Genomic DNA, 23,457 nt, shown 5'->3' with positions numbered 1-23,457 from the left:
CAGAGAAACATCTGAAGATGCAGACGACATAGCAATCGACCTTTCAAAACATTTCCCGCCGGCTTATCCGTGCGTGGCCGCCGCGATTGCCTCGCCTCTGATCTCCTCCGTCAACTTCAACCGCAACTCCGAGAATTCCGGACTTGCCTTGATCGTGTAGTGGCGCGGATGAGGAAGGTTCACAGGTGTGATCGACTTGATGCGGCCGGGGCGCGCCGTCATCGTCACAACGCGCGATGCCATGAACACCGCCTCCTCAATGTCGTGCGTCACGAAGACTACCGTCTTCTGCTCGCGCTCCCATATGCCGAGCAGAAGCTCTTGCATCAGCCCGCGCGTCTGGTTGTCGAGCGCGCCGAACGGCTCGTCCAGCAACAGGATCTTTGGATCATTCGCAAGCGCACGAGCGATCGCCGTTCGCTGTTGCATGCCGCCGGACAGTTGCTTCGGCCAATGCTCCTCGAAGCCGCGCAGACCAACCTTGTCTATATAGCTCGCGACGATATCGTTCCGCTCCTTCTCGGCGATACCGCGCTCGCGCAGGCCGAAGCCGACATTCTCGCGGATCGTCAACCATGGAAACAGTGTGTAGGACTGGAACACCATGCCGCGATCGGCGCTGGGACCGGTGACTTCCTTGCCATCCAGCATCACCGTGCCTGATGTCGGACGATCGAGGCCGGCAATGATCCGCAAAAGCGTGGATTTGCCGCAGCCCGAGGGGCCGAGGATGGTGACGAAATCATTGCGGGGGATATCCAGCGTCGTCGGCTGGAGAGCAAGAGTTGGCGCGCCACCCTTTACGCCGGGGAAAGTACGGCTGACATCCTTGATGCGAAGTTCGCCGGGAACACTCATGCAAACCTCCATGCAAACAGCTTTCGGTTCACGCGCTTGAAAGCGAAATCAGAAACAAGGCCGATCAGGCCGATGACGATGATGCCGAAAATGATCTGGCCGGTCGCAAGGAGTGCCTGGCTGTTGATGATCATATAGCCGATGCCCGAGGATGCACCGATGAGCTCGGCAACGATGACATAGGTCCAGGCCCAGCCGAGAACGAGCCGAAGCGTTTCGCCGATGTCGGGCGCGGCGGCGGGGATCAGCACGCGCCTGACAACGCCACGATCGGAGGCTCCGAGCGTATAGGCAGCCTCCACCAGATCCCGCCGCGTCCCGGCGACCGAGACGGCCACCATCAGAATGATCTGGAATACAGCACCGATGAAGATGACGAGCAGCTTTTGCGTTTCCCCGATACCAGCCCAAAGAATGAGCAGCGGCACGAAGGCCGAAGCGGGCAAATAACGGGCAAACGAGACGAAAGGCTCAAGAAGGGCCTCGACCGGCTTGTAGGCGCCCATGAGGATGCCAAGCGGCACGGCGATCAGCGCCGACAGGACGAAACCGCCGAGCACGCGCCAGATCGTCATGCCGATATCGAAGGCAAAGCCTTGATTGACAAGCAGATCATAGCCGTCCTTCACCATGGTGATCGGATCGGCAAGAAAGGTCTTCGAAACAAAGCCGCCGAGCGTGAGGCAACCCCAGCCGACGAAGAAAAGAATGAAGAAAAGCAAGCCGTATAGAAGCCGGCTGCCGGAGCTGATGGGTTCGAGCGGGCGCATTGTGTCTCTTGTCGTGAGAAAGGCGTGCCGGGTGCTCGACACGCCCAGGAATTGCTTTTGGCCTTACTCGATGAAGGAGGGATCAGCCAGTTTCGAAAGATCCGGCTTGTTCTTGATGACGCCGGCGTCGAGCAGGATCTGGGCAGCTTCCTCGCTGAACGTCTTGAAGGTCGAGCCGAAGAACTTCTTGGCCGCGGCCTTATCCTGCCATTCAAGATACGCGGCGGACTCGCCGAATTCCTTGCCGGACTGCTTCACGTCCTTGCCCATGATCTCGTAGGACTTGTCCTTGTCCGTCTTGATCATCTCGAGCGCTTCGTAATAGCTCGCGGCCAGCGCCTTGGCGGCATCCGGATGATCCTTCAGGAAGGCGTTCGTGCAGCCGAAAGTGTCCATGACGGCCGGATAGTCGACCGTGGTGGCGATGATCTTACCTTTGTCCGGCGCTGCGCGAACTGCCGAGAGATAGGGCTCGTAGGTCACGGCTGCGTCATTCTGGCCGGCGAGCAGCGCCTGGGCGGCGGGACCCGGCTCCATGTTGACGACCTTGACGTCCTTCATGCTCATGCCGTTCTTGACAAGGATATAGGCGAGCAGGAAGTAAGGCGACGTTCCCGGGGCAGATGCCGCGACCGCCTTGCCCTTGAGATCGGCAACCTTGTCGATCCCCGGCTTTGCGGCAATGCCGTCCGCTCCGTGCGAAACGTCCAGCTGGAACAATTGCGTCGTGGCAACGCCGGCGGCATTCCAGACAATCCATGTTTCCACGGTCGTTGCGGCGCACTGGATATCGCCCGAGGCAAGGGCCAGGTGGCGGCTTGCCTGCGGCACTTTCACCACCGAGACGTCAAGCCCGTGTTTCTTGAAGATGCCGGCTTCCTTGGCAAGCGTCAGCGGCGCAAAGCCAGTCCAGCCCGAAATTCCGATCGATACTTTCGTGTCTGCCGCCTGTGCTTGCGAGAGGCCGGCCAGGGCCGTAAAGGCGGCGAGAAACAATGCCTTTTTCATGATGTGAAGTTCCCTGCTCTTTGTTGAGGCAGCTGACGATACTGCCGTTTTTGGCAGCAGCATATTGCGTGCGCGACTTTTTCATGTCTAGACAAAATAACTCGCGACGCTGCGGATTTTGCGGGTTTCCCCGTTTGATCATCCCATGTCGAGCAGCCGTCAGTGCACAAAGCACAACAGGAAGCTACACCGCTGGCGCGACGTCGGTTAAAAGTTGTAGCTGCCTATTGCGACAACAGTTCTCCCTCAAACGCGCTTCGGCAAAATATGCGCCTGACCGGTCCTGAAAACTGTCGCGCGCCCGCCTTCTCATGAGGCAACCCGCAGAACATACACGGCAGGTTTCCGTCTGGGACATGAGAAGAAGCAGGCAGATGGAGCGTTTCTGAAACTTAGGCTTTGTGGAGGACATGGGCGGCCTTCACAGCGGCCGATGCCCGATTCTCGACGCCGAGTTTGACGTAGATCTGCTCTAGATGCTTGTTCACTGTGCGCGCGGAAAGGCCGAGGATTTCACCGATGTCGCGGTTCGATTTCCCCTTTGCAAGCCATAGCAGCACCTCAGACTCGCGCTGGGTCAACGAGAAATGCTGGCGCAGTATGTCATCGTCAGGGCGCTGATCCCTGGCGGTCAGCCGAAAGAGATACTCGTCTGTGCCGATGGCACCGAGAAAGGAGAATTGCAGGACCGATTGCCCGCCACTGCTGATCGAAAGAAGGTTATCCCGAGCAGAGCCCAGCCGCTCACGTTCAAGCATGAAGGCAGCAATGTGTTTCGACGCCAGATCGAGGCCGTCGTCGCTGCCGGTAGCGGCATTGATGAGGCGGGTTGCCTGTGGGGTCGACCAATGGATCGAGCCGTTTCCCTTGACTGCAAGCAGATGCCGGCCCGCAGCATCGAGCGCCACTCTTGCACTTTGCGCAGAGCGGGCATTGCGAAGATGAACGCGAATGCGGGCGCGCAATTCGTCGACGTTGATCGGCTTGGTAAGATAATCGACACCGCCGGATTCCAACGCATGCACGACATGTCCCGTTTCGGTCAGGCCGGTCATGAAGACGACGGGGATCTGGGCCATGCCCGCATTGGCCTTCAGCCGACGGCAGGTCTCAAAGCCATCCATCAAAGGCATGACGGCATCGAGAAGGATGAGATCGGGCGTGATACGCTCAACGATGTTCAATGCGGCCGACCCGGATGTGGCGATCAGCACCGAGAAGCCGGATTGCTCGAGCGCGTCCGTGAGGAAGCCGAGCGCCTCGGGAGAATCGTCCACCAGCAAGACTATGTCGCGGGGAAGGTTGGGCTCAGCCAATCTATTCTACCTTTTCACTGTCGAAGGTGCGCAGCATAATGAGAAAGCCATCCAGGTCGAAGGCCTGAACACGAGCGCGCAAGGCGTCGGTAAACGGCTTGTTCTCCTCAAATCTGGCGAGGTCCGCAAGCTTTGCCTCGATGCCCCTGACATAGCCGATTTCGCCAAGCCGCATCAGCTCCCTAACATGCTCTAGTCCTGGGCTTTTCAGTGCCGGTGGCGGCTTCGGCGCGACCGGGCTGCTGGCGTCGATATAGATCCATTTCAGGGCGAGATGCAGCGCAAGCTTGTCACGCAGCTGACGGATATCAACGGGCTTGGCGATCGCATCATTATGGCTGTCGTCACTGTCGGTTGCAGCGGCGGCATCGCCGATATTGGCCGACAACATCAGGATCGGCGCCATCTGACCATTTTCCCGGAGCCGCGAGACGAGTTGCCAGCCATTCATCCCAGGCATGGAAATATCCACCAGGAAAAGATCCGGCTTGATGCCTTCGATCAGCGTCAGGCAGTCGGGACCGCCGGCGGCAGTCAGCACAATGAAGTCGAGCGGCGACAGGATCTCGCGCATCAGTTCACGATGGTCTTCGTTGTCGTCGACGACAACAAGGGTCCGTCGCGGCCCCTCATAACCGACGATGCGCTGCTCCTGCGCCGGCGGCTTCATCGGGCGGATCACCGCCGATAGCATCAGACGCACTCGGAAGGTCGACCCTATGTCCTTCTCGCTTGTAACGGAGATTTCGCCGCCGAGCGTATTGGTCAGCAACCGTGTGATGGTCAGCCCAAGACCGAGGCCTGGCATCGGCCTCACGCTATCGGCTTCGCCGCGCTGGAAGGGCTCGTAGATGCGCGTGATGTCCTTTTCGGCAATCCCGCGACCCGTATCGGAAACCGTGAAGGTGGCAACCTGATTGCGGTAGCCCACCTCAAAGCGAACGCTGCCCATATCGGTGAACTTGATGGCGTTGGAGAGCAGGTTGACGAGGATCTGGCGCAACCGCTTCTCGTCGGTGCGGACATAATCGGGCAAGGCGGCGGCGCGCTCATGGACAAAAGTCAGCCCTTTGGCCTGCGCCTGGGGACGAAACATGTCGATGATCTGGTCGAGGAAATCCTGGATATTGATCTCGTTGGAATAGACCTGCAATCGGCCTGCCTCGATCTTCGAAATATCGAGCAATCCATCGATCAGCCCGGAAAGATGTTCGGCGCTGCGGCGAATGACCTTCAGGGAGGATTGGCGCGGCGCCGGAATCGTCTCGTCGCGCTCGAGGATCTGGGCATAACCGAGCACGGCATTGAGTGGCGTGCGCAATTCGTGGCTCAAGCCCACGACATAGCGGCTCTTGGCCCGGTTTGCGGCCTCCGCCGCTTCCTTGGCGCCCTGCAGGGCGGCATCCGTCTTCTTGTGCGCGGCGATTTCTTTCAATAGCAGCGTGTTCTGACGGGAGGATTCCTCCTCGGCGACCACACGGCTGTCATGGGCAAGCACGTAAAACCAGCAGGCGACACCTGCGATGACGGCAAAAACAAAGAAGACAATCAGGATCGTTCGATCGACGACCGCGGCCGTCTCAGGAGAGGCAGCGCCGACCTGATGCGCGATCATCGCAAGAATGGCGCCCATGGCGGTCAGCGCCAGGACGACAGCGATGCCATAGCGACCGAGGCGTGTGGCAAGCCGCGCGACGATGCTTTCCGGCAACAAGGTCTTGGCGACGGTGGTTACCTGCGTATTGAGCCGCGCTTTCGGCTTACACATGTCGTGACAGCGACTGTCGAGTGAACAGCACAGCGAGCAGATCGGCGCGGCATAGGCCGGGCACCAGGCCATGTCCTCCGGCTCGAAGGGATGTTCGCAGATCGAGCAGGTAATGGTGCTGAGGTTCTTCCAGCTCTGTCGCGGCTTGCGGGCAAGATAATATTTGCCCTTGGTGGCCCAAGCGATGAAAGGCGAAGCGATGAGCGCCACAACGAGGGTGATATAGGGCGCAAGCGAAGCGGCGACCGCACCGAATGCGCCGAAATGGGCAATCAGCGAGACGGTCGCCGACATCGCCATCGCGCCGAGGCCGACCGGATTGATATCATAGAGATGGGCGCGCTTGAATTCGATACCTGGCGGCGCCAGCCCCAGCGGCTTGTTGATGAAGAGATCAGCCGAGATGGTGCAAAGCCATGCCATGGCGATGATAGAGAAAATGCCGAGCGTCTCTTCAAGCAAGCGGTAAATGCCGAGCTCCATCAACAAAAGCGCGATGGCGACATTGAAGATCAGCCAGATGACGCGGCCGGGGTGGCTATGCGTCAGCCTCGAAAAGAAGTTCGACCATGCGAGCGAGCCGGCATAGGCATTCATGACGTTGATCTTCAGCTGTGAGATCATCACGAAAGCGACCATGAGAAGCAGCGCGGCATTGTGCCAGGGGATCATGTAGCCGAAGGCCGTCAGATACATCTGGGCGGGATCGGCGGCGTGATCGGCCGGCACGCCCGAGGTCAGCGTCAGGACAACAAGGAACGAACCGGCAAGCAGCTTCGGCGCGCCGATGATGACCCATCCCGGTCCGGCCAAGAAGACGGCCAACCGGTGGCGCCATTTGCGGTGACCGTCCGGCGGCAGGAAGCGCAGGAAGTCGGCCTGTTCGCCGATCTGCGACATCAGCGCCAGAATGACCGCTGAAGCGGCGCCGAATTCCACCAGATCGAAGGGGGCGGCACTGCCGGGAGCACTCGATGCGTGATGAATGCCGGCAAAGGCCCGCCAGAGATCAAATTTGCCCCAATCGGCAAAGGCGATGAAGACGAAGGGCAGGATGTTGAGAACGATCCAGAAGGGCTGAGTCAGCAGCTGAAACCGGCTGATGAGACGCACGCCATGGGTGACGAGCGGGATCACCATGACGGCACTGATGATATAGCCGATCCAGACGGGTATGCCGAGCGTCAGCTCCAGTGCGCCCGACATGATCGACGCCTCGATCGCAAACAGCATGAAGGTGAAGCTGGCATAGATCAGCGAGGTGATGGTCGAGCCAATGTAGCCGAAGCTCGCGCCGCGGGTCAGGAGATCGATGTCGACGCCGTGGCGGATGGCATAGCGGCTGATTGGCAAGCCCACGGCCAGCATGACGATACTGGCAACGATGATGGCGTAGAACGCGTTGGTGGTGCCGTAGGAGAGCGTAATCGCGCCGCCGATCGCTTCCAGCGCGAGGAAGGAAATGGCGCCGATCGCCGTTTGCGAGATACGCTGCGACGAGAATTGCCGCGCGCTCTTCGCGGTGAAACGCAAGGCATAGTCTTCCAGCGTCTGGTTCGCGACCCAGCGATTATACTCGCGTCTCACAGGAATGATGCGTTGCCGCGCCGCCATGCTTACCCTTCAGCAGTCCCGCCATGATCACTCCGGCAGTCCAGAGGTGTCGTAACATGGATCGGCGCTGCGCTTAAGGGCGCTAGGGCAGCCAAAGCTGCAGATTTCGCCCCGGCACCTACGTCATTCTACGTATGTGGTTTCCTCGGGGGCTGCCGAATAGTCACCTCAGGCAACGGTCCAATTTCTTTTACCGGCCGTTGCGGCAGACAAAAAGAGGGGAACCACGGATGAAACTCAAGACTCTCGTCTCCGGCGCGCTGCTTGGCGCCATCATGTCCACGAGCGCATTCCACGGCGCTTTCGCTGCCGACGACACCATCAAGGTCGGCGTCCTGCATTCGCTTTCCGGCACCATGGCGATTTCGGAAACGACGCTCAAGGATGCTATGCTGATGCTCATCGACGAGCAGAACAAGAAGGGCGGCGTTCTCGGCAAGAAGCTCGAGCCTGTCGTCGTCGACCCCGCCTCCGACTGGCCGCTCTTTGCCGAAAAGGCGCGCGAACTGATCCAGAAGGACAAGGTTTCCGCCGTATTCGGCTGCTGGACCTCGGTGTCGCGCAAGTCGGTTCTACCCGTGTTCAAGGAATTGAACTCGATCCTGTTCTATCCGGTGCAGTTCGAAGGTGAAGAGTCCGAGCGCAACGTCTTCTATACGGGTGCTGCTCCGAACCAACAGGCTATCCCGGCTGTCGACTATCTGATGAAGAACGAAGGCGTACAGCGCTGGGTGCTCGAAGGCACCGACTATGTCTATCCGCGCACGACCAACAAGATCCTCGAAGCCTATCTGAAGTCCAAGGGTGTCAAGGACGAGGACATCATCATCAACTACACGCCATTCGGCTTCTCCGACTGGCAGACGGAAGTCTCAAAGATCAAGGCTTTCGGTGCAGCCGGCAAGAAGACCGCCGTCGTCTCCACAATCAACGGCGATGCCAACGTTCCCTTCTACAAGGAACTCGGCAACCAGGGAGTCAAGGCGGAAGACATTCCAGTCGTCGCCTTCTCGGTCGGCGAAGAGGAGCTGGCCGGCGTCGACACCAAGCCACTTGTTGGGCATCTCGCCGCCTGGAACTACTTCCAGTCCGTCGACACGCCCGCCAATGCCGCCTTCATCAAGGAATGGCACGCCTATACCAAGAACGACAAGCGCGTGACCAACGACCCGATGGAAGCCGCCTATATCGGCTTCAACATGTGGGTGAAGGCTGTCGAGAAGGCCGGCACCACCGATCCGGATAAGGTCATCGACGCCCTCGTTGGCGTTTCCGTTCCGAACCTCACCGGCGGCACTGCCACCATGATGCCGAACCACTACATCACCAAGCCGGTCTTGATCGGCGAAGTGCAGGAAAACGGGCAGTTTGACGTTGTCTCGCAGACTCCTGCGGTGGTCGGCAAGGAATGGTCGAATTACCTGCCTGACAGCAAGGATCTGATCTCGGATTGGCGCATGCCGATGAACTGCGGCAACTTCAACGTCACCACCGGCAAGTGCGGCGGCAAGGGTTCCTGATATCAGCTGATTGAATGCAAGACCGCCGCTGGCAGGCTTTTCTGCCCGCGGCAGCTTGAGGGGACAAAGCCCAATGTTCGACAAATTCACTTACCGCATGGCCTTGGTGCTCATCGCCGGCTTCTGTCTCGTGCTGGCGCTGACGGCGACTAGCCTACGCGCCCAGGAAGATGCCCACGGCCTCGTCAATTCGCTTGGCCAGGCCAATTTCCAGCAGGCCGCTGCGATCGTCCAGAGCCTTGCCAAGACCGGCGACACCAAGGTCGTGCCGGCACTGCAGGCCTTCTCCGATGGCGATCTCTATGTCCGCAAATCCGACAACAAGGTCTTCATCGCCAAATCCTCCGGCGATGCGATGGCACTGATGGACCCGCTCACGGGACAGGCGGCCGGGCAGGAAGCCCAGGACAATCTCGGCAAGATCAAGATCAACAATAGTCTCCGCCGCGCCGTTCGTGCGGCTCTCGGCAGTTTGACGCTGATGAGCCCGGATCGCGGTGTCCGGCTCGAGGCAGCGCAATCGGTGCTGAAATCGCCGAGCGCGGACTCGCTGGAGACCGTCGAGACGGCACTGCAGAACGAGAAAGACGGAGAAATTCGCACTGTCCTCGAACGGGCACGAGCTGTTGCCGTGCTCGGCTCCGACCGCCCCTTGGAAGACAAGAAGGCCGCGATCGAGACGATCAAGGTCGAGGGCGGCCGGGATGCCATCGGCATCCTCTCCTCGGTTTCCGTCGACGACAGCCTCAAGCCGGATGTTGCCGCCGCCATTGCCGGTATTCAGGACCAGTTGAAATTCTGGGATGCGGTGCAGAATGTCTGGTACGGCTTGTCGCTTGGTTCGGTGCTGCTGTTGGCCGCCATCGGCCTTGCCATCACCTTCGGGGTTATGGGCATCATCAACATGGCGCATGGCGAGATGGTAATGCTCGGCGCCTATTCCACCTTCATGGTGCAGAGCGTCATCCGCAATTCGTACCCGGAACTGTTCGACTGGTCGCTCGCGATCGCTCTGCCGGTTGCCTTCATCGTCACCGGTGCGGTCGGCCTCGTCATCGAGCGCGGCGTCATTCGTTTTCTCTATGGTCGACCGCTGGAGACGCTGCTTGCCACCTGGGGCATCTCGCTGATCCTGCAACAGGCGGTGCGCTCGATCTTCGGGCCGACCAACCAGGAAGTCGGCAACCCCTCGTGGATGTCCGGTTCCTTCGATCTCGGCTATCTCTCCATCACCTGGAATCGTCTCTGGATCATCGTCTTTTCGCTCGGCGTCTTTGTGGCGCTGCTGCTTCTGCTCAAGCGCTCCGCCTTCGGGCTGCAGATGCGGGCGGTGACGCAGAACCGGCGGATGGCTTCTTCGATGGGCATTCGCACGCCCTGGGTCGATGCCTTCACCTTTGCGCTCGGATCGGGCATCGCCGGCATGGCCGGCGTCGCGCTCTCGCAGATCGACAACGTCTCGCCGAACCTCGGCCAGAGCTACATCATCGACAGTTTCATGGTCGTGGTCTTCGGTGGCGTCGGCAATCTCTGGGGGACGCTGGTCGGCGCCTTCTCTCTCGGCATTCTCAACAAGTTCCTTGAGCCCTATGCGGGAGCGGTGCTCGGCAAGATCCTCGTGCTCGTTCTCATCATCCTCTTCATCCAGAAACGTCCGCGCGGGCTCTTCGCGCTCAAGGGAAGGGCGGTGGAAGCATGATCACCGCCTTTATCCTGCGCTCGCTTGACCGCCGCATCAGCATCGCCATCGCGATATTGCTCGCCGTCGCCTTTCTCGTGCCACTGTCGAACCTGGCTCTGCCGGAAACCAGCGCTCTGCATGTGCCGACCTATCTGATGTCGCTGTTCGGCAAGTACCTGACCTATGCGCTGCTCGCCTTGGCGCTTGATCTGGTCTGGGGCTATTGCGGCATTCTCTCGCTCGGCCACGCCGCCTTTTTTGCACTCGGCGGCTATGCGATGGGCATGTACCTGATGCGGCAGATCGGTTCGCGCGGCACTTACGGCAATCCGCTCCTGCCCGATTTCATGGTGTTCCTGAACTGGAAGGATCTGCCGTGGTTCTGGTACGGCTTCGATAACTTCTGGTTCGCCATGCTGATGGTGCTCGTCGCACCCGGCCTGCTTGCCTTCATCTTCGGCTGGTTCGCCTTCCGCTCACGCGTCAACGGCGTCTACCTGTCGATCATCACGCAGGCGATGACCTATGCGCTGCTGCTTGCCTTCTTCCGCAACGATATGGGCTTTGGCGGTAACAACGGCCTGACAGACTTCAAGGATATACTCGGCTTCAACATCCAGGCCGATGGCACGCGCGCCGTGCTCTTTGCCATCACTGCGCTGATCCTGGCGCTGGCGCTGATGCTGTCCTCGGCCATTGTGCGGTCGAAATTCGGCAAGGTGCTGGTCGGCGTGCGCGATGCCGAAAGCCGCACGCGCTTCCTCGGCTATCGCGTCGAGCATGTGAAACTCTTCGTCTTCGTGGTGTCGGCGATGATGGCGGGTATTGCCGGCGCGCTCTACGTGCCGCAGATCGGTATCATCAATCCCGGTGAATTTGCGCCAGCCAATTCCATCGAAGTCGTCATCTGGACGGCGGTCGGCGGTCGGGCAACACTGATCGGGCCGATTATCGGCGCCATCCTCGTCAACGGCGGCAAGACTGTTTTCACCGGCCTGTTTCCGAGCTTCTGGTTGTTTGCGCTCGGTGGCCTGTTCGTCGCGGTCACGCTGTTCCTGCCCAAGGGCATCGTCGGAACGATCGGTCCTTATATTGCGAGGAAACCAAAGCCGGCCAGTCCGCAGCCCAAGGCCGCGGAAGACGAAGCCAGCAAGCCCGTACAGGCGGCGGAGTGAGATCATGATCCCGGATATCAAGCCCAACAGCATGCTTTATCTCAATAATGTCTCGGTCTCCTTCGATGGCTTCAAGGCGTTGAATTCGCTGTCCATGGTCATCGAACCAGGAGAGCTTCGCGCCATCATCGGCCCGAACGGCGCCGGCAAGACCACGATGATGGATATCATCACCGGCAAGACGCGGCCCGACGAGGGTGAGGTGTTCTTCAATGGCCAGATTGACCTCACCAAGAGGGACGAGGCCGACATTGCGCAGCTCGGCATCGGTCGGAAATTCCAGAAACCGACCGTCTTTGAGAGTCATACTGTCTGGGACAATCTCGAACTGGCTCTCAACCGCAATCGCGGCGTCTTCGCGACGTTGTTCTATCGGCTGACGCCTGAAGATCGTGATCGCATCGACGAAATCCTTAAGACGGTGCGCCTGTCGCATCGCCGGGAAGAGTTGGCAGCCAATCTTTCCCACGGCCAGAAGCAATGGCTGGAGATCGGCATGCTGCTCGCGCAGGAGCCGAAATTGCTGCTGGTGGACGAACCCGTCGCCGGCATGACCGATGCCGAGACGGCGGAGACGGCTCTATTGTTGAAGGAGATCGCCAAGACGCGTTCGGTCGTCGTGGTCGAGCACGACATGGGCTTCATCCGCGACCTCGGCGTCAAGGTAACATGCCTGGCCGAAGGCTCGGTGCTGGCGGAGGGCTCAATCGATTTCGTCAGCAGCGATCCGAAGGTGATCGAGAATTATCTGGGGCGATGAGATGCTGACAGTCGAAAACGCAAATCTGCATTATGGCGCCGCACAGGCGCTGCGCGGCATCTCGATCAAGGCGGAGATGGGCAAGATCACCTGCGTGCTCGGGCGTAACGGCGTCGGCAAGAGCTCGCTCTTGCGTGCCGTCACCGGCCAGCACGCGCTGTCGGCGGGAACGGTTGCCTTCAACGGCGTGACGCTGAACGGCATGGCGCCCTTTGCCCGCGCCAAGCAAGGGATCGGCTACGTGCCGCAGGGCCGTGAGATCTTTCCTCTGCTCACCGTCAAGGAGAATTTGGAGAGCGGATATGCGCCGCTCTCTCGCCGTGATCGCAATATTCCCGACGATATCTACAGCCTCTTTCCGGTGCTGAAATCCATGCTGTCGCGACGCGGCGGCGATCTGTCGGGCGGCCAGCAACAGCAGCTGGCAATCGGGCGGGCGATGGTGACACGGCCGAAGATCCTGGTGCTGGACGAGCCGACCGAGGGCATCCAGCCCTCGATCATCAAGGATATCGGCCGGGCGATCCGGTATCTCCGAGACTCCACCGGCATGGCGATCCTGCTGGTCGAGCAATATCTCGATTTCTGCCGCGAGCTTGCCGATTACGTCTACATCATGGACCGCGGCGAGATCGTGCATGAGGGGCTGGCGGAGACATTGGACACGCCGGAGGCCCGGCGGCATTTGACCGTTTGACTGGCTGCAAGCGCGATCGGAGTAACCTCTCGTCGCGCAGCATACGCCAATCGGCAGCGGATAAGATGTTCTGAGCCCCATCGAAATTCGGCACGGGGGCGATGAGTTCGCGCGTGCACAGGTGTTGCGGAAGGTTGAGAACCTCAGGCGTCAAACGGGAGGTCGGAACTGCTCTTTTCGCCCAAGCGATCGCTAACCAACCAGCGGACGATGACAGTGCAAGAGCCCAGTCAAAACAGGTTAGATCCTGAACGTCGACGGAACTGTACCATCGCGCAGATGCCGAAAGTCGCTTTGATCAGCGTTTTGGCGTGATGCGATCGTCGGAGCGTTCGATGAGCTTGGGCATGATGAGGGCCTGCAGTGCCTGCGGCTTCTCGCCTTCCATGCGCCTGAGGATGTAGCTGCCCAGAAGCTCGCTCGGCTCGTGGATCGGCAGGAAATAGGTGGTGATCGGCGGCGCGAAATACTGGCTGACATTCAGGTCGTCCGTCGCGTTGATCACCGCATCGCGGCCATGCACCAGACCACGCTCGTGAAAGCCGGAGAAGGCGCCGAGCGCCGAGGCTTCGTTGGCGCAGATATAGGCAGTCGGCGGATCGGGCAGACGCGACATGACAAGCACGCTTTCGCGCCCGAACGCCGGCGTCAGCCGGTCATGCGCCACCAGCACCGGATCGAAGGCAAGGCCGGCGACATCGAGCGCCTGCCGATAGGCTAAAAGCCGGGTGATGGCATAGCTCAGATCGGCCATCGGATTGATGAGCGCGATACGGCGATGGCCACGCTCGACCAGCCGCGCCACCGACCGGCGGATCATCTGCTCGTTGTCGGCATCGACGAAGGCATGCGCATCATTGTCGATCGTCGTGCCATAGGTGACGAAGGGAAAATCCGCCGCCTGCATGATGCGGATGCGCGGATCGTCGGCGCGTGTGCCCGAGACGATGATGCCGTCGGCCTTCTTCAGCGAGACGATCTGCCGGATGGTTGCCAGGCTCTCCTCGAAATTGCGCACCGCATAAAGCGAGACGCGATAGGGGCTGTCCTCCAGCGCCCAGGAAATGCCGCTCAAGAGCTGGGCATATTCGACGCCTTCCCATTCCTGCTGCTTCGGCCCGGGTGCCGTCATGATCGCGGCGACCTGATAGGTCTTGCCGGTGCGCAGCTGCACGCCATGCATGTTCAGCTCATAGCCGACGCGCTCGGCAGCGGCAACGACGATCGCCCGCGTCTCCGGCCGCACCTGCGGCGAACTCTTCAGCGCCTTCGACACGGTGGCAATCGAAAGGCCGGTTTCCTGCGCGATGGTCTTGATCGTCGGTCTCTGCATCCGGTCCGGCTCGCTACGACTGTGACTGGCTAGAGCGTGATGCCGAAAAGTGTAAGCGGTTTTCGGACGACATCACGCTCTACTTCTTTGATTTTAGAACGGATTCAGATTTTAGGTCGAACAGACCTAAAATCATCCGGCTCTAAGGGCGTCGGCCAGCAGGATATAGACCGCCGACGTCCAGGCGAAGGCCCGGTCCCGCAATCCTACCCCCGACACTGCCTCGAAGTTCTCCGCCATACCGCTTCTCGCCGCAACTGAACAGAACTTTTCCGCGATACCACACGATAGTTCTCGTTCCCCTTGTCGGCATTCGGATCTGATGCATCGCCCAATCATTGGCATGCTGGCAGAATCCGCGCCGCTCGGCACGTGCAAACGCGCCCTTGCGAGACGGGACAGCGGTCAGGGCCAACATGAGGCGCGAAACAGAGGGGGTGAAGGGATCCGGTTCTTCATTCGAGCCCGGAAATTGAGGCAGTCAGCGCCACGGCGATATGGCGCCTGCAGATCAATTGCAGACGCCCCACCAGAGATGACATGGCCGGCATTCCAGCACCGGCCACGCCAAAGATTATCAGGCGGCACGCTTCAGTGCATCACCGATAATGGAGACGATTGTCTCGATCTGGGCACGCTCGATGATGAGCGGCGGCGAGAGCGCAATGATATCGCCGGTCACTCGGATCAAAAGCCCCTTGTTGAAGCAATCGACGAACACATCATAAGCGCGCGTGCCCGGTGCTCCGTCGCGTGGTGCCAGCTCGATTGCACCGACAAGGCCGAGATTGCGGATGTCGACCACATGCGGCAGGCCCTTCAGCGAATGCAGCGCATTTTCCCAATCGCCCGCCAGCTCGCTGGCGCGCGTCAGAAGGCCTTCTTCCTCGTAGACTTCCATCGTTGCCAGACCGGCGGCGCAGGCGACGGGGTGGCCAGAATAGGTATAGCCGTGGAACAGCTCGATCTGGTTGTCCGGGCCGGTCATGAGGCCATCATAGACCTTGCGGCTGGCGAAGACCGCGCCCATCGGGATGGCACCGTTGGTGATACCTTTAGCCGTCGTGACGAGATCGGGGACGACGCCGAAATATTCCGTTGCAAAGGGCGTCCCCAGACGGCCAAAGCCGGTGATGACTTCATCGAAGATCAACAGGATGCCATACTTGTCGGCGATCGCCCGCAGCCGCTCCAGATAGCCCCTCGGCGGCAGAATGACGCCGGCGGAGCCGGACATCGGCTCGACGATGACGGCCGCGATCGTTTCTGCGCCATGAAGGGCGACCAGCCGCTCCAGATCTTCCGCAAGCTCGATGCCGTGCGCCGGCAATCCCTTGCTGAAAGCATTGCGCTCGACGTCAAGCGTATGACGCATATGGTCGGCCGGAATCTGGGGGAAGACGCGGCGGTTGTTGACGAGGCCGCCGACGGAGATGCCGCCGAAACCGACGCCATGATAGCCTTTTTCGCGGCCGATGATGCGGGTACGGGTGCCCTGCCCGATCGCACGCTGATAAGCGATGGCAATCTTCAGCGCGGTATCAACGGACTCGGAGCCGGAGCCCGTGAAGAACACGCGATCAAGCCCGGCCTTGGGGCCGCCGGGTGCGTGTGCAGCAAGTTTTGCGGCAAAGTCGAAGGCGATCGGATGGCCCATCTGGAAGGTCGGGGCAAAATCCATCGTCGAAAGCTGACGCTCGACTGCCTGGGTAATCTTCTTGCGGCCGTGGCCGGCGTTCACGCACCAGAGGCCGGCCGTGCCGTCGAGCACCTTATTGCCGTCGACATCCGTGTAGTACATGCCCTCGGCGGCGGCCAACAGACGGGGCGCCGCCTTGAACTGGCGGTTTGCCGTGAACGGCATCCAGAAATTGTCGAGAACCGGGGTGTTGGTGTGGGTAATCTTGTCCATCGTCGCCTCCATTGCGCTCACACTGAAATCAGTGATTTCCTCGCGCGTAACAAGTCCTTTTCTGTTGCGATTTAAGCCATTGATATTATTTGCAACGCATGTAGAGTTTTCGATATTTCGAACAGCTGAAACGCGAGATCACAATGTCTGTCGATATCGGCAATCGCCTTCGCCATCTGCGACTGGCACGCAATCTTTCGCAGCGCGAGCTCGCCAAACGCGCCGGTGTCACCAATTCGACGATTTCCTTGATCGAATCCAACTCCGCCAATCCGTCAGTCGGCGCTCTCAAACGTATTCTCGACGGCATCCCGATCGGTCTCGCAGAATTCTTTGCCTTCGAGCCGGAGACGCCGAAAAAAGCATTCTATGCAGCTGAAGAGTTGGTCGAGATCGGCAAAGGGCCGATTTCCTATCGCCAGATCGGTGACAATCTGTTCGGCCGCAGTCTTCAGATTCTAAAGGAATGTTATCAGCCGGGGGCTGATACCGGCAAAGTACCGCTGGTGCACGAAGGAGAAGAAGGCGGCATCGTCCTGTCAGGCCGCCTGGAAGTAACCGTCGATGACGAAAGGCGCATTCTGGGGCCGGGCGACGCCTACTATTTCGAAAGCCGACGGCCGCACCGGTTCCGTTGCGTCGGGCCGGTGCCTTGCGAAATCATCAGTGCCTGCACGCCGCCCAGCTTCTGATCGTGCCGGCCGACGTGCAAGGAGGCGCGGAAACCCGTCAGCCAAATGTAAAGGCATAGGCCTGCGCGCCGGGATCGAGGAACTTGATCTCGAACGTATGATCCGCAACGGCACCACTTGTACGAACGAGCTGGTAAAGCCGCTGTCCTGTCACGACACCATTGCCGTTTGCATCGGTATCCACCCCGTGACTATCTCCAGGCGGCTTGCCGTCGATGGTGATCTGGAAGCGGATGGGCTTTCCATCTGCCGCCGGTCCAAGCACCAGATGCAGATCACGCGCATGGAAATGATAGTACAGGCTGGCATCGGCGCCGTTGGAGGTTGCCTCCTGCCCGCCAACGGTCCAGTTGCCGGAAAGGCCCCATTCGTTCAGTTTCGGCGTTGCCGCCACATAATCATGAGCTGCGTCGTTTACCGTGCCGGCATCGTCGACGAAGTTCTGCGAGCGCAGATAGCCGACATAGGTTTCCGGCGATTGGACATCGGCCTCATCCGAGGCCGCGGCTTCGGCACCCGTTGCCTTCACATTGACGATGTCGCTGGAAACATGCGCCTTGCCGGCTTCCGCTAGGAGCTGCTGGATCACCCGCTCAGACTGGTCATAATCGCCTTCGCCGAAGTGATGATGGCGTACCTGACCCTGCGCATCGATGAAATAATGAGCCGGCCAATACTCGTTGTCGAAGGCGCGCCAGATGGCATAGTTGTTGTCGATGGCGACAGGATAGGTGATGCCGAGATCGCCGATCGCCTTTTTGACGTTGTCGACATTCTTCTCGAAAGCGAATTCGGGTGCATGCACGCCGATGACGACAAGGCCCTGGTCTTTATACTTCTGCGCCCAGGCTTCGACGTAGGGGATAGCGCGCAGGCAGTTGATGCAGGAATAGGTCCAGAAATCGACAAGGACGACTTTACCCTTCAACCCGGCAGCCGTCAGCGGCTCCGAATTGAGCCATTGCACCGCACCGTCAAGCGACGGGACATGACCTTCGACGGGCAATTGCTCGGCCGCAGGCTTCGCCGTCATCGCCATGGCGCCTCCTGCCCCGGCTACCGCATCGGGTTTGGCGCTCATCATCATCGTATTGGTGGCACTCATCATCGCGCCGCCCTCGCTCTTCATAACCACGGACGAGGGCTTGTCTTGGTTCAGCGGATGGAAGCGATCGACCAGACCCTGCTCCAGCGAGGCGGTGCTGGCGAGCGAGGCCTGTGTCAGCAGACCCGTATCAAGCCCCATCGCAATCGCCACGACGGCGAGCAGCACGGCGACTCCGACGCCACGCCGCAGCCATTCGCCAACGCCAAGGGATCGCTTCATCGCCTGATAGACGCGTCCGCCAATGAGCAGCGCAAGAGCAAGCGACGTGGCGGCGCCCAGGGCATAAGCCAGCAGCAACAGAGTCGTGCCGACGCTTGCCCCCTGCAGGGCCGCACCCGTCAGAATAAGGCCGAGAACAGGTCCCGCGCAGGGCGCCCACAGCAGCCCGGTGGCGACACCGAGCAGCAGCGAGGCTGCGATCGCCGATCCACCGCTGCGGCTCGAGCGATCGGCCGATTGCGACAGACGGGCACCGAGCGAAACCAGCGGGCGTGTCAGGTGGTCCGAAAGCGATGGGAACAGGAGGATGACGCCGAAAATCGCGAGCAACACCAGTGCTGCATAGCGCCCATATTCATTGGCTTCGACCGCCCAGCCGCCGCCGAGTGCGGCAAGCGTTGCGACGGCCGCGAAGGTCGCCGCCATGCCGATCAGCATGGGCAGCGTGCTACGCAGAAAGGGCTGCCCCGCCCGTGCGAAAACGAACGGTAAAACCGGCAAGATGCAAGGGCTGACAATCGTCAGGACGCCGCCGAGATAGGCTAGGATAAACAGGATCATAGGTCAGTCTCTGATTTTCAGGCCGAAGCCCTATGGAATTTCATGGCAACGCCGTTCATGCAGTAGCGCAGGCCGGTCGGCTTTGGCCCATCATCGAAGACGTGGCCAAGATGGCCACCGCAGCGGCTGCAATGCACCTCATTGCGCACCATGCCGTAGGAGGAGTCGCGCGACGTCGCCACGGCGTGATCGAGTGGTGCCCAGAAGCTTGGCCAGCCGGTGCCGCTATCGAACTTGGTGGTCGAAGAGAAGGCGTCCTGATCGCAGCCGGCACAGGCGAAGTTTCCTTTGCCATGTTCGTTGAGCAAATCGCTCGTAAATGGCCGTTCCGTTCCCTCTTCCCTGAGTACGGCATATTGGTCCGGCGTGAGGATCTTTTGCCATTCATCATCACTGTGCGTCACGGCAAAACTCTCGGCTGCCTTCGCCGTCGTTCCGCCGACACCCAAACGCAAACCAACGCCGCCAAGCGCGGCGGCAAGAAGCAACAATCGTCTGTTCAGCATCGCACTCTTCTCCTTGGCGGAAAACCCGCCGGTTCGCAGAACGCTTGAGCCACCCGTCTTTCCGGTGCCATCCATGTCCTGCCGCTAGGGATACGAGAGCGGATGCGATCCTGTTACACACATGCCGGTGAAAACACCGAAACGTGATTGATCGTCATTCGGCGGCCGCCAACGGCTGCACGATCGCTGCAGCAAAACTGGCCAGACTTGCCGAGCGGAGGGGCAGATAAGGTTTTTCGTTTTCTCGGCACAGGCGCTTCACCATGTCAGCGGCCGAATGGCTGATGCAGTCGACCGGAAAGATCGCCCAAGAGACGCGGCCAACCATCGCCGGCAGCAGCGAGAGATTATCCTCAACGCCGCCGTCATGAAGCACGAGATCTATGTTCCGGCTCTCGGCCAGCTTGCGCAGCCGCTCAAACAGGCTTTTGCGGCCACCGACATAAAGGAGCGTATGTGGCTCGATCGGCTGCATCCTGACCGCGCCGGCGGTATCCGGCATCGCCAAAGCGCCCTCAAGGATATCCAGCTCGCGTTGCAGGGCGCTGTTTTCGTCGGCAAAAGCGGTCGCACGCCTTTCGGCTTCGACAAGCTTCGCCTCCAGCGCCGCAACGCGCCCGCCATATTCATCCGCCCGCCGCTCGGCCGCTTCCAGCCTCTGCAGCAATCTTGCCTCATATCGCTGATCATAGTTCATGGGCTCGATGGCGACGGCCTGCTTGCGCGACAAGTCTGTTTCCAGATCATCGATCCGCCTCTGCAAAAGCGCATGATCCTTGGCTGCTGCCTGAAGTCGCACTTCCTGTCGGGCAATCTTCTCGTCGCTGGCTTCCAAATCGAGCTGCAGCTTGCGCAAGCGCGCGAGATCGAGACGGCTTGAGCTGCCGACCAGATGCGAGAGCATGTGCACTTCGCCGAAGACGTCCTGCACCAAGGGGCGATCACTCGCAGGATGGCTCATCACAGCCCAATAAGCCCCCGATATGTCCCCCTCATCGACGGCTAGGTTCCACTGCGCCCTGATCTCTGACGATGTCGAGAGCCTGGAGAACTGTTTGAGGATCCGCTCATGACGACGGTCGAGCGCCTTGTTCAGCAGCTTGCCGGCGACATCACGCTGACTGGCGGCCCGAACACCGCGGCTATGCAAGGCGTGCTCACTCGCCACCTTCGCATCGATGTCGCCAACCTTGGCCAGGACCTGCCGCAGCTCTGATGTCGTCAGGCACGTCCCGACGATCGAGCAGTGGAACATCGGTGCCAGATCCCAAGTCTTTAACTTCTGGGCTCTGACTGTCGTCGCCTGCTCCACAGCCGGTCGCTCATCCAAGCGTTTGATGGCGTTCGGAAGTGTGAGCGGAAGCGGTTGTTTATGGTTGAGCAGAACTGACATATCCGCACTAGCGTTATATTTCACTGAATATTACGCTAGTGCGTCTTCTGCCTTCAGGCAAGTCCGCTTGTCAGGGCCAAAGCTGCTCTTTGGCCCAACCGGCCTTTTCGCGCCTGTATCGCAAGCGATGGTGGCGGCGCTCGCCGTCGCCTTGCCAGAATTCGGCCTCATGCGGCATCACGATGAAGAGCGCCCAGCTTGGCGCGACAAGAGCAGGCTCGTCTTCCAGCCGGCGATGCTGATCGCGCAGAGAATCCTCCAGTTCTTGTCTGGATCCCATGACGTCGCTTTGCCTCCCGGTCAGCGCCACCGCTTTTGCGCCTGGCGCTCGTGCGCGAAAATCCGCATCGCGCTCATGGACTTCGGCTTGCAGCGCCATTCCGCGCAGTCGAACTTGCCGCCCCAGCGCCGGCCAATAGAAGGTCAGAGAAACTGCGGGGTTAAGCGCGATCTGCCGCCCCTTCGGCCCGTTGCCTGTCGTCGCGAAGTGCCAACCCCTGTGGTCGAGGTTCTTCAGAATAAGGACACGCGCATCTGGCCCGCCGTTCTCATCGACAGTGGAAAGCACCATCGCGTGCGGCTCTTTGATGCCGGCCACGATGGCGTCACGGAGCCAATCCGAGAACAGCTGGCGTGGCTCATCGGGAGTGAGATCGATATCGAAGGCAGGAAACGGTCCCGCCAACGATGCCAATAGACGCAATTCATCCCTCATCATACACCTCACGGCCTTGCGATGATGAGCCGCAGCGAGCCTTCGAAGAAGGGCTGCGTGCGAAGCGCGCCATAGCGACGATCCCAGCTTCCGTCAGCCAGATCCCGGCCAAGCTCGGCGACGAAACGCTCCCCGACCGATGCATCGACGAAACTCCAGGCGGAATTGGCAAGCCGCGCGCCAGGGTCGAGCATGCGTTCGGGCCGGCCGTAATAAGCCTCGCCGAAGCCATCGACGCAATTCAGCGGGATTGGCACCGGCTTGACCTCGGCATTGCCGCCTAGCCCCTTGACGATCGCCGCCATGGAAGGATAGCGGCGCGCTTCGACGGCGATCATCTCGGGCGCATAGTCATGCAGCCAGGAGCGTTCGAGCAGATCCGGGTCACAGCTCAGAACGAGCACAGGCCCGCGCGTAACACGGCGCATCTCGCCGAGCCCGCGCTCCAGATTCGACCATTGATGGACCGTGAAGGTCGCCATGGCCGCATCAAAGGCCCGGTCGGGGAACGGAAGACTTTCCGCCGTGGCATCGATCGCGACCGGAAGATGAGCCAGCCGCTGCGCACGCATCGAAGCCGACGGCTCGACTGCGGTGACATCACGATCTACCGGTTCGTAGGAGCCGGCACCTGCGCCGACATTCAAGACCGTCTCCGCCTCGCCGAGTGCCTGGCGAATGAATTCGGCGATATGGGGATCGGGCTGGCGGTAGCGCGTGTAACCGGTTCCGATCACGCCATAATTCGCGTCGCCGGCGCTACCATCCTGATGTCTATTGGTCATTCCATCTCTCCGTCTCGCAGTGTGAGCAAAGCTTCGCCATACGTGAGAATGCATATCGCACCATCACGCCATTGTTCTTTGAGCGCATCTTGTGTTCGTTTCGACGGCAAGAAACACACTATTCCAGCGAAAGAAAATCGATATGATCGAACACTCAATGTTCGGAAAATGCACATGGCGAGACGTATCCCCTCCCTGAATGCCTTGCGTGCCTTCGAGGCGGCCGGGCGGCTTGGCCGCATGACGCTTGCGGCCGAGGAATTGAACGTGACCCACAGCGCAGTCAGCCGGCAGATACAACATCTGGAAGAGGTACTTGGTATTCCGCTGTTCGAAGGGCCGAAGAACAGGTTAAGGCTGACGGAAGGCGGTGCAACACTGCTTTCGGGGTTGACGACGGCATTCGATCAAATGGACATGTCCGTGCGTTCCGTGGCCGATACCGAAGATGGCCAGCTCGACGTCTCCTGCCCCGGCACCTTCACGATGCGGTGGCTCATTCCGCGCCTTTATCGCTTCCAGGCAAAATATCCCAACATAGAGGTGCGCCTGTCGGCCTCGTCGAAGCCTGTCGATTTCAGCCGTGACGGCTTCGATGTCGCGATCCGCGTCGGCACGGCGCCTTGGCCCAAGGGTGCGGATGTCATTTCGCTGTTTCCGGAGCAGACAGGGGCGGTGCTTGCCCCATCTGTCTTTGTCGAGTCCACGCCCGAATTCGACGGCGTGCCCCAACTCCACACGCGCACGCGGCTGCGCGCATGGGGAGACTGGCTCGCTCGCTCCGGCAGATCGGTCGCGGCCGGCCCGCGCGTCGAATACGAGCATTTCTACTTCATGCTCGAAGCCGCCAGCGCGGGTCTTGGCGTTTGCGTCGCACCATGGCCCTATGTGAGCGACGACATTCGTTTCGGCCGGCTGATGGCGCCCTATGGCTTCCTCGAAAGCGGTCACGAATATGTGGCGCTACGCCGTGCCCGGCGCAACAGAAAGTCGGTTCTCTTCTGTGAGTGGCTACACAGTGAGGCCGAAGCCTACATAGGCGCCAGTACACCTCCAAGAGGCTGAT

Annotated in this window: 19 protein-coding genes; 7 read left to right on the top strand and 12 right to left on the bottom strand. The window is 60.2% G+C overall.

The window, feature by feature from the left end; translation table 11 throughout:
* Positions 1 to 63 precede the first annotated feature (63 nt).
* From ACIQJ2_RS05380 to ACIQJ2_RS05360, 5 genes are all read right to left on the bottom strand, one after another.
* Positions 64 to 858 carry an ABC transporter ATP-binding protein gene (locus tag ACIQJ2_RS05380; RefSeq protein WP_400675561.1) on the bottom strand — a complete coding sequence of 265 codons (795 nt, stop codon included), beginning with the start codon at positions 856 to 858 and terminating at the stop codon, positions 64 to 66.
* The gene (locus tag ACIQJ2_RS05375; RefSeq protein WP_400675563.1) at positions 855 to 1,628 is read right to left on the bottom strand and encodes an ABC transporter permease; all 774 of its coding nucleotides are present in this window, start codon (positions 1,626 to 1,628) and stop codon (positions 855 to 857) included. Before ACIQJ2_RS05375 ends, ACIQJ2_RS05380 begins: the two co-directional genes overlap by 4 nt.
* A gap of 63 nt (positions 1,629 to 1,691) precedes the next feature.
* Positions 1,692 to 2,636 (bottom strand): ABC transporter substrate-binding protein, encoded by a 945-nt coding sequence (locus tag ACIQJ2_RS05370; RefSeq protein ID WP_400675565.1) that lies wholly within the window; start codon positions 2,634 to 2,636, stop codon positions 1,692 to 1,694.
* A gap of 392 nt (positions 2,637 to 3,028) precedes the next feature.
* Positions 3,029 to 3,952: a response regulator gene (locus tag ACIQJ2_RS05365; protein WP_400675567.1), complete on the bottom strand. Its 924-nt coding sequence runs from the start codon at positions 3,950 to 3,952 to the stop codon at positions 3,029 to 3,031.
* A 1-nt stretch (position 3,953) separates the two neighbouring features.
* On the bottom strand, positions 3,954 to 7,334 hold the full coding sequence (locus tag ACIQJ2_RS05360) for an ATP-binding protein (RefSeq protein WP_400675569.1): 3,381 nt from the start codon (positions 7,332 to 7,334) through the stop codon (positions 3,954 to 3,956).
* A 230-nt stretch (positions 7,335 to 7,564) separates the two neighbouring features.
* Here ACIQJ2_RS05360 and urtA point away from each other — a divergent pair, with 230 nt between their 5' ends.
* The 5 genes from urtA (at position 7,565) to urtE (ending at position 13,167) form a co-directional block, all read left to right on the top strand.
* The gene (urtA, locus tag ACIQJ2_RS05355; RefSeq protein WP_400746460.1) at positions 7,565 to 8,854 is read left to right on the top strand and encodes an urea ABC transporter substrate-binding protein; all 1,290 of its coding nucleotides are present in this window, start codon (positions 7,565 to 7,567) and stop codon (positions 8,852 to 8,854) included.
* A 73-nt stretch (positions 8,855 to 8,927) separates the two neighbouring features.
* Positions 8,928 to 10,553, top strand: a complete 1,626-nt coding sequence (urtB, locus tag ACIQJ2_RS05350; RefSeq protein ID WP_400678198.1) for an urea ABC transporter permease subunit UrtB — start codon at positions 8,928 to 8,930, stop codon at positions 10,551 to 10,553.
* On the top strand, positions 10,550 to 11,710 hold the full coding sequence (gene urtC, locus ACIQJ2_RS05345; RefSeq protein ID WP_400678196.1) for an urea ABC transporter permease subunit UrtC: 1,161 nt from the start codon (positions 10,550 to 10,552) through the stop codon (positions 11,708 to 11,710). The genes urtB and urtC overlap by 4 nt, the downstream gene beginning before the upstream one ends.
* Positions 11,711 to 11,714: 4 nt before the next feature.
* Entirely contained in the window at positions 11,715 to 12,470 is a 756-nt protein-coding gene (gene urtD / locus ACIQJ2_RS05340) for an urea ABC transporter ATP-binding protein UrtD (RefSeq protein WP_400678194.1), read from the top strand.
* A 1-nt stretch (position 12,471) separates the two neighbouring features.
* Entirely contained in the window at positions 12,472 to 13,167 is a 696-nt protein-coding gene (urtE, locus tag ACIQJ2_RS05335) for an urea ABC transporter ATP-binding subunit UrtE (RefSeq protein WP_199150318.1), read from the top strand.
* A 298-nt stretch (positions 13,168 to 13,465) separates the two neighbouring features.
* Here urtE and ACIQJ2_RS05330 read toward each other — a convergent pair whose 3' ends face one another.
* Complete coding sequence (locus ACIQJ2_RS05330; protein WP_400746457.1) at positions 13,466 to 14,500, bottom strand: LacI family DNA-binding transcriptional regulator; 1,035 nt, start codon at positions 14,498 to 14,500, stop codon at positions 13,466 to 13,468.
* Positions 14,501 to 15,077: 577 nt separating this feature from the next.
* Positions 15,078 to 16,412: an aspartate aminotransferase family protein gene (locus tag ACIQJ2_RS05325; protein ID WP_400665032.1), complete on the bottom strand. Its 1,335-nt coding sequence runs from the start codon at positions 16,410 to 16,412 to the stop codon at positions 15,078 to 15,080.
* Between the two features lie 143 nt (positions 16,413 to 16,555).
* On the opposite strand from ACIQJ2_RS05325, the gene ACIQJ2_RS05320 reads away from it, so the two are divergent.
* On the top strand, positions 16,556 to 17,104 hold the full coding sequence (locus ACIQJ2_RS05320; RefSeq protein WP_199150811.1) for a cupin domain-containing protein: 549 nt from the start codon (positions 16,556 to 16,558) through the stop codon (positions 17,102 to 17,104).
* 37 nt (positions 17,105 to 17,141) lie between these two features.
* Here the strand turns inward: ACIQJ2_RS05320 and ACIQJ2_RS05315 are convergent, their stop codons facing one another.
* From ACIQJ2_RS05315 to ACIQJ2_RS05295, 5 genes are all read right to left on the bottom strand, one after another.
* A complete protein-coding gene (locus ACIQJ2_RS05315; protein WP_400665035.1) occupies positions 17,142 to 18,992 on the bottom strand; it encodes a cytochrome c biogenesis protein DipZ in 1,851 nt (616 codons plus the stop codon).
* Between the two features lie 17 nt (positions 18,993 to 19,009).
* The gene (gene msrB / locus ACIQJ2_RS05310; RefSeq protein ID WP_400665038.1) at positions 19,010 to 19,498 is read right to left on the bottom strand and encodes a peptide-methionine (R)-S-oxide reductase MsrB; all 489 of its coding nucleotides are present in this window, start codon (positions 19,496 to 19,498) and stop codon (positions 19,010 to 19,012) included.
* Between the two features lie 154 nt (positions 19,499 to 19,652).
* Positions 19,653 to 20,753, bottom strand: coding sequence for a DUF2325 domain-containing protein (locus ACIQJ2_RS05305; RefSeq protein ID WP_400665041.1), 1,101 nt, complete (start codon positions 20,751 to 20,753; stop codon positions 19,653 to 19,655).
* A gap of 208 nt (positions 20,754 to 20,961) precedes the next feature.
* Positions 20,962 to 21,606, bottom strand: coding sequence for a pyridoxal 5'-phosphate synthase (locus ACIQJ2_RS05300; protein WP_400746454.1), 645 nt, complete (start codon positions 21,604 to 21,606; stop codon positions 20,962 to 20,964).
* Positions 21,607 to 21,614: 8 nt separating this feature from the next.
* Positions 21,615 to 22,391 carry a class I SAM-dependent methyltransferase gene (locus tag ACIQJ2_RS05295; protein ID WP_400665047.1) on the bottom strand — a complete coding sequence of 259 codons (777 nt, stop codon included), beginning with the start codon at positions 22,389 to 22,391 and terminating at the stop codon, positions 21,615 to 21,617.
* A 174-nt stretch (positions 22,392 to 22,565) separates the two neighbouring features.
* On the opposite strand from ACIQJ2_RS05295, the gene ACIQJ2_RS05290 reads away from it, so the two are divergent.
* Positions 22,566 to 23,456, top strand: coding sequence for a LysR family transcriptional regulator (locus ACIQJ2_RS05290; protein WP_400665050.1), 891 nt, complete (start codon positions 22,566 to 22,568; stop codon positions 23,454 to 23,456).
* The last annotated feature ends 1 nt before the right edge of the window (position 23,457 follow it).

The sequence above is a fragment of the Rhizobium sp. NPDC092011 genome, from assembly GCF_044756305.1.
Lineage (GTDB): Bacteria > Pseudomonadota > Alphaproteobacteria > Rhizobiales > Rhizobiaceae > Rhizobium.
This window is presented reverse-complemented; position numbering and strand designations above follow the sequence as displayed.

What these genes read in the sequence shown, in the direction of transcription:
- ACIQJ2_RS05380 (WP_400675561.1), bottom strand. Translation starts at nt 858, where the DNA reads ATGAGTGTTCCCGGCGAACTTCGCATCAAGGATGTCAGCCGTACTTTC.
- ACIQJ2_RS05375 (WP_400675563.1), bottom strand. Translation starts at nt 1,628, where the DNA reads ATGCGCCCGCTCGAACCCATCAGCTCCGGCAGCCGGCTTCTATACGGC.
- ACIQJ2_RS05370 (WP_400675565.1), bottom strand. Translation starts at nt 2,636, where the DNA reads ATGAAAAAGGCATTGTTTCTCGCCGCCTTTACGGCCCTGGCCGGCCTC.
- ACIQJ2_RS05360 (WP_400675569.1), bottom strand. Translation starts at nt 7,334, where the DNA reads ATGGCGGCGCGGCAACGCATCATTCCTGTGAGACGCGAGTATAATCGC.
- urtA (WP_400746460.1), top strand. Translation starts at nt 7,565, where the DNA reads ATGAAACTCAAGACTCTCGTCTCCGGCGCGCTGCTTGGCGCCATCATG.
- urtB (WP_400678198.1), top strand. Translation starts at nt 8,928, where the DNA reads ATGTTCGACAAATTCACTTACCGCATGGCCTTGGTGCTCATCGCCGGC.
- urtC (WP_400678196.1), top strand. Translation starts at nt 10,550, where the DNA reads ATGATCACCGCCTTTATCCTGCGCTCGCTTGACCGCCGCATCAGCATC.
- urtD (WP_400678194.1), top strand. Translation starts at nt 11,715, where the DNA reads ATGATCCCGGATATCAAGCCCAACAGCATGCTTTATCTCAATAATGTC.
- urtE (WP_199150318.1), top strand. Translation starts at nt 12,472, where the DNA reads ATGCTGACAGTCGAAAACGCAAATCTGCATTATGGCGCCGCACAGGCG.
- ACIQJ2_RS05330 (WP_400746457.1), bottom strand. Translation starts at nt 14,500, where the DNA reads ATGCAGAGACCGACGATCAAGACCATCGCGCAGGAAACCGGCCTTTCG.
- ACIQJ2_RS05325 (WP_400665032.1), bottom strand. Translation starts at nt 16,412, where the DNA reads ATGGACAAGATTACCCACACCAACACCCCGGTTCTCGACAATTTCTGG.
- ACIQJ2_RS05320 (WP_199150811.1), top strand. Translation starts at nt 16,556, where the DNA reads ATGTCTGTCGATATCGGCAATCGCCTTCGCCATCTGCGACTGGCACGC.
- ACIQJ2_RS05315 (WP_400665035.1), bottom strand. Translation starts at nt 18,992, where the DNA reads ATGATCCTGTTTATCCTAGCCTATCTCGGCGGCGTCCTGACGATTGTC.
- msrB (WP_400665038.1), bottom strand. Translation starts at nt 19,498, where the DNA reads ATGCTGAACAGACGATTGTTGCTTCTTGCCGCCGCGCTTGGCGGCGTT.
- ACIQJ2_RS05305 (WP_400665041.1), bottom strand. Translation starts at nt 20,753, where the DNA reads ATGTTCCACTGCTCGATCGTCGGGACGTGCCTGACGACATCAGAGCTG.
- ACIQJ2_RS05300 (WP_400746454.1), bottom strand. Translation starts at nt 21,606, where the DNA reads ATGAGGGATGAATTGCGTCTATTGGCATCGTTGGCGGGACCGTTTCCT.
- ACIQJ2_RS05295 (WP_400665047.1), bottom strand. Translation starts at nt 22,391, where the DNA reads ATGACCAATAGACATCAGGATGGTAGCGCCGGCGACGCGAATTATGGC.
- ACIQJ2_RS05290 (WP_400665050.1), top strand. Translation starts at nt 22,566, where the DNA reads ATGGCGAGACGTATCCCCTCCCTGAATGCCTTGCGTGCCTTCGAGGCG.